Source organism: Aromatoleum diolicum, from assembly GCF_012910955.1.
GTDB lineage: Bacteria > Pseudomonadota > Gammaproteobacteria > Burkholderiales > Rhodocyclaceae > Aromatoleum > Aromatoleum diolicum.
This window is the reverse complement of the sequence record NZ_WTVQ01000030.1, coordinates 46,654-57,020: the sequence shown is the minus strand read 5'-3', so window position 1 is coordinate 57,020 and position 10,367 is coordinate 46,654. Positions and strand designations below refer to the sequence as shown.

8 protein-coding genes are annotated in these 10,367 nt (G+C 62.1%); 5 read left to right on the top strand and 3 right to left on the bottom strand.

The window, feature by feature from the left end:
* Positions 1–16: 16 nt before the first annotated feature.
* A complete protein-coding gene (locus GPA25_RS16510; RefSeq protein WP_169261498.1) occupies positions 17–1,621 on the bottom strand; it encodes an acyl-CoA ligase (AMP-forming), exosortase A system-associated in 1,605 nt (534 codons plus the stop codon).
* 163 nt (positions 1,622–1,784) lie between these two features.
* Between GPA25_RS16510 and GPA25_RS16505 the strand changes: the two genes are divergently transcribed.
* The 3 genes from GPA25_RS16505 to GPA25_RS16495 all read left to right on the top strand — a co-directional run bounded on the left by GPA25_RS16505 (position 1,785) and on the right by GPA25_RS16495 (position 4,848).
* Positions 1,785–2,036, top strand: coding sequence for an acyl carrier protein (locus GPA25_RS16505; RefSeq protein ID WP_211163177.1), 252 nt, complete (start codon positions 1,785–1,787; stop codon positions 2,034–2,036).
* Between the two features lie 285 nt (positions 2,037–2,321).
* Positions 2,322–3,788 carry an MBOAT family O-acyltransferase gene (locus GPA25_RS16500; protein WP_211163170.1) on the top strand — a complete coding sequence of 489 codons (1,467 nt, stop codon included), beginning with the start codon at positions 2,322–2,324 and terminating at the stop codon, positions 3,786–3,788.
* Positions 3,712–4,848 carry a hypothetical protein gene (locus tag GPA25_RS16495; protein ID WP_169261496.1) on the top strand — a complete coding sequence of 379 codons (1,137 nt, stop codon included), beginning with the start codon at positions 3,712–3,714 and terminating at the stop codon, positions 4,846–4,848. Before GPA25_RS16500 ends, GPA25_RS16495 begins: the two co-directional genes overlap by 77 nt.
* 30 nt (positions 4,849–4,878) lie before the next feature.
* Here GPA25_RS16495 and GPA25_RS16490 read toward each other — a convergent pair whose 3' ends face one another.
* Positions 4,879–6,624, bottom strand: a complete 1,746-nt coding sequence (locus tag GPA25_RS16490; protein WP_246265778.1) for an SLC13 family permease — start codon at positions 6,622–6,624, stop codon at positions 4,879–4,881.
* Between the two features lie 6 nt (positions 6,625–6,630).
* Complete coding sequence (gene cysQ / locus GPA25_RS16485; protein ID WP_169261495.1) at positions 6,631–7,407, bottom strand: 3'(2'),5'-bisphosphate nucleotidase CysQ; 777 nt, start codon at positions 7,405–7,407, stop codon at positions 6,631–6,633.
* A 119-nt stretch (positions 7,408–7,526) separates the two neighbouring features.
* Here cysQ and cysD point away from each other — a divergent pair, with 119 nt between their 5' ends.
* A complete protein-coding gene (gene cysD / locus GPA25_RS16480) occupies positions 7,527–8,426 on the top strand; it encodes a sulfate adenylyltransferase subunit CysD (protein ID WP_169261494.1) in 900 nt (299 codons plus the stop codon).
* Positions 8,426–10,333, top strand: coding sequence for a sulfate adenylyltransferase subunit CysN (gene cysN / locus GPA25_RS16475; RefSeq protein ID WP_169261493.1), 1,908 nt, complete (start codon positions 8,426–8,428; stop codon positions 10,331–10,333). Before cysD ends, cysN begins: the two co-directional genes overlap by 1 nt.
* The last annotated feature ends 34 nt before the right edge of the window (positions 10,334–10,367 follow it).

The window sequence follows — 10,367 nt, the reverse complement described above, 5'->3', positions numbered from 1 at the left end:
GGCTTTGGGGGGGCGCTCACTGCGAGTCTTCCTTGCTTTCCTGATATTCGGCCGCCAACTGCTTGCGATCGATCTTGCCGTTCGGGTTTCGCGGCAGCGGGCCGTCGCGCACCTCAATGTGCGCGGGCACCATGTAGGCCGGCATCCGCTTGCGGCAATCGGCGAGCAGGGCGGTGGTGTCAAGTTGGGTGCCGGGTGCCGGCGTCGCGATGACGCAGATCGCGTGGCCGAGGGCGGGGTGCGGCAGGCCGAACGCGACGCATTCGCCGACCCGGCCCGAGCCGTAGAGGATCTCCTCGACTTCCGTGGGGCTGACGCGATAGCCCGAGGTTTTCATCATCTCGTCGCGTCGGCCGATGAAGTACAGGAAACCGTCCTCGTCGCGGCGTACGCTGTCGCCGGAAAATACCGCCACTTCCGGGATCATCAGACCGGTCTCGTGGCCGCCGATACCGGCTGGCAGCGGCTTGTAGCGTTCCGCCGTCTTTTCCGCATCGTTCCAGTAGCCCATGCCGACGAGTGCGCCGCGCTGCACCAATTCGCCGGGTTCGTTCGGTGCGCATTCGCTGCCGTCCTCGCGCAGCACTAGCACTTCGGCATTGGGAATGGCTTTGCCGATCGAGTCGGGGCGCCGATCGATCTCGTCCGGCGGGAGATAGGTCGCGCGAAAGGCTTCGGTCAGTCCGTACATCAGGAAGGGACGGGTGCCCGGGAGTTTTGAACGCAGCGTCTTCAGGGTCTCGAAAGGCATGCGTCCGCCGGTGTTGGCGATGTAGCGCAGGTGCTCGGCGACGGTCTCCGGCCAGTCAAGTCCGGCGAGCTGGATCCACAGCGGCGGTACCGCAGTGAGGCCGGTAACGCGCTCGCGCACGACTGCATTGAGCACGTCGCGGGGCAACAGGTAATCGATCAGCACCGCGCGGGCGCCGGTGTGAAAGGCGGTGGTGAGCTGCGAAAAGCCTGCGTCGAAGGACAATGGCAGGGCTGCGAGCAGCGTGTCGTCAGCATGATTTTCAAGGTACTGCGCGACACTGCGCGCACCTGTCACGAGATTGCGGTGTGACAGCACGACGCCTTTCGGCCGCCCCGTGCTGCCGGAGGTATACAGGATTGCGGCCATGTCCGTATCGATCACGCGGTGACCGGACCGTGCCGCGGCCTGGCAGACCTCGCTCCAGCGATGTACGCTGGCCCCCTCGACCGCCGGTAGTTCGGCCGGATTGCCGACCAGTACCACCTGGCGCAGGTCATGGCAGCTTGCCAGCACCGGTTGCAGCACCGCCAGGCGCTCGGCGCTGGTGATCAGCACGCGCACGTTGCAGTCGCGCAGGATATGACCGACCTGCTCGCCCTTCAGCAAAGGGTTCAGTGGCACGAAGGTGCCGCCGGCGGCGGTCGTCCCGAAGGCCGCGGCGACAAACTCTGCGCGTTTCTCAAGATAGATCCCGACCCGTTCCGCGCGTGCCAGTCCCAGTTCCCGCAGGCCGGCGGCACAGGCACGGCATTGTGCGTCCAGTTCCGTATACGACAGGGTCTGCGCCCCGCGAGTGAGAGCAGGGCGGGAACCATCGCGTGCCGTGGCGATGTGGACGAGGTCGTGGAGGAGGTTGGCTGAAGTCATCGTGGTCCGGCGGGCGGTGTCGTTCGGCACAGGTTGTAAGCGGCGGCGTCACGCCGTCGCAACGAACTGGTCAGAGAAGGCCTGGCCGGCAAGTATAATGCGCGCATTTCCGGTCCGGGCCGCGGAGGCGGCCGGCATTTATCGGCGCAGAGAGGTTTTTGCTTTGAATATCCAGGAACAAGTCTTGGCCCTGCTCGACGAGGTGTTGAGCCTCAATGGACGCGGGCTGCTCTTCGATGCCGACACGGCCCTTCTGGGCAGCGTGCCGGAGCTCGATTCAATGGCTGTGCTGGCGGTGATCCACGCCATCGAGGAACGCTTCAATATCGAAGTCCCCGACGACGAGATTGACGGCAGTTCGTTTGCCACCGTCGGCACTGTGGTCGAATTTGTGAGCCGCTTGTCCGGGCGTTGATTCCCCGTGCCCGGGCGCAGGGCCGATTTCGGTAGACGGTTCAGCACCGTCGGGACGGATTACCTGTTTCGGGCTTGGCTTTGATATTTGCGCAGGGAGACCCCCTTGCGCTAGGGTTCCTGTTCCGAGTCTCCCTTGCGTGGCCCGCGAATTATGCTCGGTGGTAGCCTTGCCCCCGAAGTCGGGTAGCGGTCGAATTTTGGTGTCTTGGCAGTATCCGGCAGGTCGAAACCCCATCTTTGGGTGGATGATTTCATGCTGTTTACGACGTTCGCTTTCGCCGGGATGTTTCTGCCGCTGGTGCTGGCAGGTTTCTTTTCGATCGCACGTTTCTCCCATTCGGGCGCCGCGACCTGGCTATTCGTTTCGTCGCTGATCTTCTACGGCTACTGGATGCCCGAGTTCACGGCCTTGCTGTTGGGTTCGATCTGCGGCAACTTTTTCATCGGCACGAGAATCGCGGCGCTGAAAACGGCCGGAGACGCGCAGCCGGCGGAGCCTTCGGCGAAGTATTGGCTGATCTTCGGCGTCGTCGCCAACCTGGCGATGCTGGCCTACTTCAAGTACGCCAATTTCTTCGTCGATAACCTCAACTTGGCGCTGGGTACGCAGTGGGATATCGGTCGCGTGCTGCTTCCGATCGGAATTTCCTTCTTTACCTTCACCCAGATCGCCTTTCTGGCCGATGCTTACCAGAAGGGTATAAGCGAATACAAATTCACGCACTACGGCCTGTTCGTCACTTATTTTCCGCACCTTATCGCTGGACCGGTGCTGCACCACGCACAAATGATGCCGCAGTTCGGCGACGCCAAGACATATCGGTTCAACTCGGGAAATTTCGCGGCAGGACTCGCAATTTTTGCCCTCGGACTCTTCAAGAAGGTAGCGCTCGCCGACGGCATCGCGCCCTACGCGGACGCGGTGTTCAAACCTGCGGATGCGGGCCTGTCGCCCGATATTCATGAAGCCTGGCTGGGGGCGCTGGCCTACACCTTTCAGCTTTACTTCGATTTTTCCGGATATTCGGACATGGCGATCGGTTTGTCGTGGATGTTCAACGTGCGCCTTCCGTTCAATTTCAATTCACCATACCGCGCCACCAGCATTAGCGATTTCTGGCGCCGGTGGCATATTTCGTTGTCGAACTTCCTGCGTGACTACCTCTACATCGCGCTGGGCGGGAATCGTTACGGCGTGGTCAGGCGTTACGGCAACCTCGCGACGACGATGCTCCTGGGAGGGCTCTGGCACGGTGCAAGCTGGTCCTTTGTTTTCTGGGGGTTTCTGCATGGCCTTTATCTGACGATCAATCATGCTTTCAGGGCTGTGTGCGGCGAAGCTTTGCTTGCGAGATTCGGACGCAGTCGATTATTTGCCCTGTTGGCCTGGGGGCTGACGATGCTGTCGGTCATCGTCGCCTGGGTATTTTTCCGTGCCGAGTCGTTCTCGGGGGCGGGGCGCATACTGCGCGGGATGCTTGGCCTGAATCCTGAGTACGGAACGCAAGTACTCCTTTGGAACGCCGGACTCGCCTGGTCGGCGGGAATGACGTGGTGTCTGGTGTTGGGAAGCATCGCTTTTGTCGCGCCCAACAGCAACCGTATCGGCGCCCGGGTTCTCGAAATATGCCGCACCGGCTCCCGCGCAGGTTCGTTCGTTGCGGGCGCGGGCCTTGCCGCGGCATTGTTTTTCGTGTTGCTCAACACCACGCGCGATTCGATCAGCGCGTTCATCTACTTCAATTTCTGAAATGGTGCGCGCGAGCTTCTACTGGCTGCTGGGGATCACCGCCTTCCTGATTGCATGCGAGATCGTCCTGCATGCACTGCCCGTATCGAGCGCCACGGAAACCGGCTATTACAGCGATCCACTGATCATCACCTACCCGCCAGGACATCAGTGGACGACCGCAACGGGTTGGGACCTGCGCAATGCGCAGCGAAACCGCAGCAACAATGCGGGCTTTCTCGCCGATCGGGATTTTGTGTACGAGGAGCGCGCGGTCGCGCTTGTGGGCGATAGCTACGTCGAAGCGTCGATGCTCGCGGCGGCCGATCGTCCGGGAGCGCAGCTCGAACGCTCGCTTGGCGATCGGCCAGTATACGCAATGGGTGGCCCGGGATCGGCGTTGCTCGATTACGCCGAAAGGATTCGGCTGGCACACGAACAATACGGTGTGCGCGACTTTGTCGTGCTGATGGAACGCGGCGACGTGCGCCAGTCGCTATGTGGATCGGGCAACATCCACGGGCCGTGTCTCGATCGGCAAAGTCTGCAGCCACGAACCGAGACGCAAGCGGCTCCCGGGCTCGCAAAGCGCATCCTGCGTCATTCTGCCTTTGCGCAATACCTGTTCAGCCAATTGAAGTTCAGTCCTGAACGCTTGTGGCGGCAGATCGTGATGCAATCCGGTCCCGTGGCGCCGACGAAGCCAGCCGTGGCTGGAGGTATGGCCAATCGCGCTGGTCTCGCGCGAGCGGATGCCCCGGTACGCGAAGTCGATGCGGTGGCCGAAGCCTTCTTCTCCCGCATCAAGCCGTACGTAAGCGGAAAGCTTGTGATCGTGATCGACAGCGATCGAGCCGGGCCAAATACGGGCATGCCCGTTCCAGACGCGGACCGAGCCCGGTTTATCTCACTCGCTCGAGCTGCCGGCGCGCTTGTGATCGACACCGAGCCCGTATTTCGCGAGCACTTTGCGCGTTACCCCCTCAAGCTCGAGGTTGGCCCCTACGATGGTCACATGAACGCACTGGCCGTCCGTCTTGCGATGCAGGCGGCCGTGGACGGTCTCGCGACATTCCGATAGCGATCCAGCCGCCGGATGTCCGGCGGACCTTCAGAATGGAAAGAACACCGGCACCAGTAGCAGTACGACAGCGGAATAGGTCAGACTCACCGGCAGCCCGATTTTGAAGAAATCCAAAACGCGGTAGCGTCCGGGAGACATCACCATCAGGTGCGTCTGGTAACCGAACGGGACCAGGAAGCCTGCGCTGGCACCATAGGCCACCGCCATCACGAAGGGCATTGGATCGACGTTGAACGCGCGTGCAGTCGATAGGGCGATGGGAAACGCCAGCGCTGCGGCAGCGTTGTTCGTGATCACTTCGGTCAGCACGAGCGTGATCAGGTAGACGCCAACAAAGGCGCCAAAGATGCCGTAGCCATCAAACATGCCGCGCATCGCGTCGGCGACGATCTGCGCGGCGCCCGAGGACTCCAGCGCCTTGGCGATCGTCAGTGCCGAGCCGATCGTCACCAGCAGATCGAAGGGAAAGCGCCGCCGCATCTCGCTGAGCGTCAGGATCCTCGATCCCAGGAGTATCGCGAGCAGCACCAGCAGGCTGTTCAGCAGGGGCCACACGTCGAATGCCGACAGCGCTATGGCCAGTGCAAAACCCGACAGTGCGAGGGTGCTCTGCGGATTCGTCAGCCTGGGGCGCAGCACGCCGGTATCGAGCAGATGGAAATTGCGGTCGATATTGCGGTGGTGGGCAAAATCGGGGCCCACTGCTAGCAAAAGGCTGTCGCCGACGTGTAGCGGTACTCGCCCCAACTGGCCCGTCAGGCGCTTGTCGCCGCGGCGGATGCCGACGACACCCGCATCGAATTGCATGCGGAAATCCACTTCTCGCAACGTGCGGTTGGGCAGTATCGATTCGTTCGAAATCACGACTTCGACGAGATTCGAGCCGAGCAGCGCGTCCGCGCGCGTGCCGAATACATGCAGACCGGAAAACTGCTGCAACGCTTGGACTTTCTCGATTTCGCCGGTGAAAACAAGGATGTCGCCGTCGCGCAATATCTCGTCCGGTCCGACCGGAGAAATCAGCCGGTCTTCCCGTTCTATCTCGAGCAGAAACAGGCCGTCGAGGTTGCGCAGGCCGTTCTGCTCGATGCTTCTGCCTGCCAGGGGCGAGTTTCCGGTGACCTGCGCCTCGAGAAAATACGCCTGCCGGTTATCCCTTGATGCGGCCGGATGGGCAGGCAGCAGCGGCGAACTCAGCACCATGACGGCGATGCACGCCAGCGCGACCGGAATGCCGACCAAGCTGAACTGGAACATCTGCAGTGCCGGCAGACCTGCATCGATCACGAAGGAATTGACGACGAGATTCGTCGATGTGCCGATGAGCGTTGTGACACCACCGAGAATCGCAGCGTACGACAGAGGGATCAACAGTTTGGATGCAGGTACCTGGCGCTGTCGCGAAATTACCCCGAGCAGCGCGCCGACCACCGCGGTATTGTTCAGCACCGCCGACACCAGCGCGGTCACGCCGGAAAGTCGCAGAATGGCCAGCGACGGTCCGCCCTTGAGGATCACAGCCGAAAAACGGTCTAGTAGCGGGGAGCGCTCCAGTGCATGCGACACCAGCAACAGCACGACTAGGGTGATCAGCGCAGGATTCGAATAGCTGGACAGCCATTCCCGCTCATCCACCAGTCCGGTGACGTGGAAGGCGGCCGCCCAGACGGTGAACAACAGGGCAGGTGCCGCCCGGCCGTGAATCAGCAGCGCGAGCAGCGCGACAATGGACAGAAGAACAAGGGGGGCCGTCATGGGCTGCAGGGCCGGCATGCTCGATCAGTCCTCGAACCCCCAGGCGACGAAGTGTGGATTGGCGAAATCGGGTTTCGCATAACCCATCGGTCGTCCATCAACGTCGGTGACACGCCCACCGGCCGCCGCCAGGACCGCGTGACCCGCGGCAATGTCCCATTCCATCGTGCGGCCCAGTCGTGGATAGAGGTCCGCTTCGCCCGCGGCAATCAGGCACAGTTTCAACGATGAGCCGGCGCTGACCTGGTGTGCGACCCTGCGTCCGGCGAGAAACGCTTCGAGCGCCGCAGCATCGCCATGCGATCGGCTGGCCACGACGGTGAGACCCTCTGCGGGCGGGATGCGGCAGCGGATCGACCGGCGCCCGTCCACATCCTCGACGAATGCACCGACCCCGGCGGCTCCCCCGTACAGTCGCCCGAGCGCGGGCGCCAGCACCACGCCGAGCACCGGTCGTCCCGCCTCGATCAGCGCGATATTCACAGTGAATTCACCATTGCGCCGGATGAATTCTTTGGTGCCGTCGAGTGGATCGACGAGCCAGAAGCGCTCGCCGACCGCAGGCCGCTTCCCGGCAGCTACCGCTTCTTCGGCCACCACCGGGATCTCTGGTGTCAGTGCCGCGAGCCCGGCAAGGATCACGGCTTCAGCGCGTTCGTCTGCTTCCGTGACCGGCGAGGCATCATCCTTGCCGCGGACCGCAAAATCCGTGGCGTAGATCTGCATCACCACGTCACCCGCCCGCCGAGCGAGTGGAATCAGCGTTTCGAGCAGGCGGTTGTGCGATAGGGAATCGGGCACGGAAAGTCACTCCTGTCGGTTGCTATACTTCGCAGACTTGGCATTGTAGGCATATTTGCGCGCTCCCTGCGCCAATGCCAAGGTCGAACCCGTAATCCACCTTCGTCGCGAGGACGTTGATGCCACTTACCCACCTGCAGCGGCTCGAAGCCGAAAGCATCCACATCATGCGGGAAGTCGTCGCCGAGGCGGAAAACCCGGTGATGCTGTACTCGATCGGCAAGGACAGCGCGGTCATGCTGCACCTGGCAATGAAGGCCTTCTATCCCGCGCGCCCGCCGTTTCCGCTACTGCATGTCGACACCCGCTGGAAATTCCGCGACATGTACGCGTTTCGCGACCAGATGGTAAGCAAGTTCGGGCTGGACCTGATCGTGCATATCAACCCCGAGGGTATCGAGAAGGACATCAACCCCTTCACCCACGGCTCCGCGATCCACACCGACATCATGAAGACCGAGGGGCTCAAGCAGGCTCTCGACAAGTACGGCTTCGACGCAGCCTTTGGTGGCGCGCGCCGCGATGAGGAAAAGTCCCGCGCCAAGGAACGCATCTTCTCGTTCCGCACCGAACAGCACCGCTGGGACCCGAAGAGCCAGCGCCCGGAATTGTGGAAGCTGTACAACGCGCGCAAGCACAAGGGCGAATCGATGCGCGTCTTTCCGCTGTCGAACTGGACCGAACTCGACATCTGGCAGTACATCTACCTCGAAAACGTGCCGATAGTGCCGCTCTACTATTCGGCGGTGCGTCCCGTGGTCGAGCGTGACGGCACCCTGATCATGGTTGACGACGAACGCATGCCCTTGCGGCCCGGCGAAGTGCCGATGATGAAGAAAGTGCGCTTCCGCACCCTTGGCTGCTATCCGCTCACTGGCGCGGTCGAGTCCGAGGCCGACACGCTGCCGGCGATCATCCAGGAAATGCTGCTCACGAAGACCTCCGAGCGCCAGGGGCGCGTCATTGACCACGATTCGGCCGCATCCATGGAAAAGAAGAAGCAGGAGGGGTACTTCTGATGGCCCACATCTTGGATCTCATCGCCACCGACATCGAGCAATACCTGCAAGCCCACGAGAAGAAGAGCCTGCTGCGCTTTATCACCTGCGGCAGTGTCGACGATGGCAAGAGCACGCTGATCGGGCGGCTCCTGTACGAGTCGAAGATGCTGTTCGAAGACCAGCTCGCCGCGATGGAGGCCGACTCGAAGAAGTACGGCACGCAGGGCGAGAACCTCGACTTCGCGCTGCTCGTCGATGGCCTCGCCGCCGAGCGTGAACAGGGCATCACGATCGACGTCGCCTACCGCTTCTTCTCCACCGACAAACGCAAGTTCATCGTCGCCGACACCCCGGGCCACGAGCAATACACGCGCAACATGGTCACCGGCGCCTCGACCGCCGACGCCGCGGTGCTGATGGTGGATGCGCGGCGCGGTGTGCTCACTCAGACGCGGCGGCACAGCTACCTTGTGTCGCTGATCGGCATCCGCCACATCATCGTCGCGATCAACAAGATGGACCTCGTCGATTACTCCGAGGCCGTGTTCCACCGCATCGTCGACGACTACCGTGCGTTTGCAGAGCAGATCGGGCTCAAGGAGGTGACATTCATCCCGCTGTCGGCCTACAAGGGCGATAACATCACGGCGCCCAGCGACAACATGCCCTGGCACCACGGCACCACCTTGATGGGCTACCTCGAAACGGTCGAGATCGATGAGGACCGCCTGCAGAAGCAGCCTTTCCGCCTGCCGGTGCAATGGGTGAATCGCCCCAACCTCGATTTCCGCGGTTTCGCCGGCACCATTGCCGGTGGCGTCGTCAAGCCGGGCGATCGCATCCGCGTGCAGCCCTCGGGCAAGGAAAGCACCGTCGAACGCATCGTCGTGCAGGGCGGCGACCTCGCGCAGGCGGTCGCGGGCCAATCGGTCACGCTGACGCTCGCCGACGAGATCGACATCTCCCGCGGTGACGTGATCTCGATGGCCACTTCGCCGGCTGGCTCGGCTGACCAGTTCGAGGCGACGCTGGTGTGGATGCACGACGAACCGCTGCTGCCCGGTCGCCCCTACCTCCTCAAGATCGGCGCGAAGACGGTGACGGCCACGGTGACGCACATCAAGTACCAGGTGAACGTGAACACCCTCGAGCACATCGCAGCAAAGACGCTCGAACTCAATGCGATCGGCGTGTGCAACCTGAGCCTCGACCGCCCGATCGCGTTCGATCCGTACGCCGAGAATCGCGATACTGGCGGTTTCATCCTCATCGACCGGCTCAGCAACAACACTGTCGGAGCCGGCCTGCTGCACTTTGCGCTACGCCGCAGCCAGAACATCCACATGCAGCACGTCGATGTGGACAAGGCGGCGCGTGCCGCGCTGAAACACCAGAAACCATGTGTGCTGTGGTTTACCGGCCTGTCGGGCGCGGGCAAGTCGACGATCGCGAACCACGTCGAGAAGAAACTGCATGCCCTCGGCTATCACACCTATCTGCTCGATGGTGACAATGTCCGCCACGGCCTGAACAAGGATCTGGGCTTTACCGAGGCCGATCGCGTCGAAAACATCCGCCGCGTCGCAGAGGTCGCGAAATTGATGGTCGACGCCGGCCTGATCGTCATCACTGCGTTCATTTCGCCGTTCCGTGCGGAACGTCAGATGGCACGCAGCCTGATGGGTGACGGTGAGTTCCTCGAGGTGTTCATCGATACGCCGCTTGACGTGGCCGAGCAGCGCGACGTCAAGGGGCTGTACAAGAAGGCGCGGCGGGGCGAGCTGAAAAACTTCACCGGCATCGATTCGCCTTATGAGGCCCCTGAGCAACCCGACGTCCGTATCGACACCATGATGATGGGCACCAATGACGCCGCCGAGTATCTCGTGCTGGAACTTCAGCGGCGCGGTGGCCTGACGGGTTGAGCGCAAAAAGGCGCCGCGGTGACCCTGCAGGGCC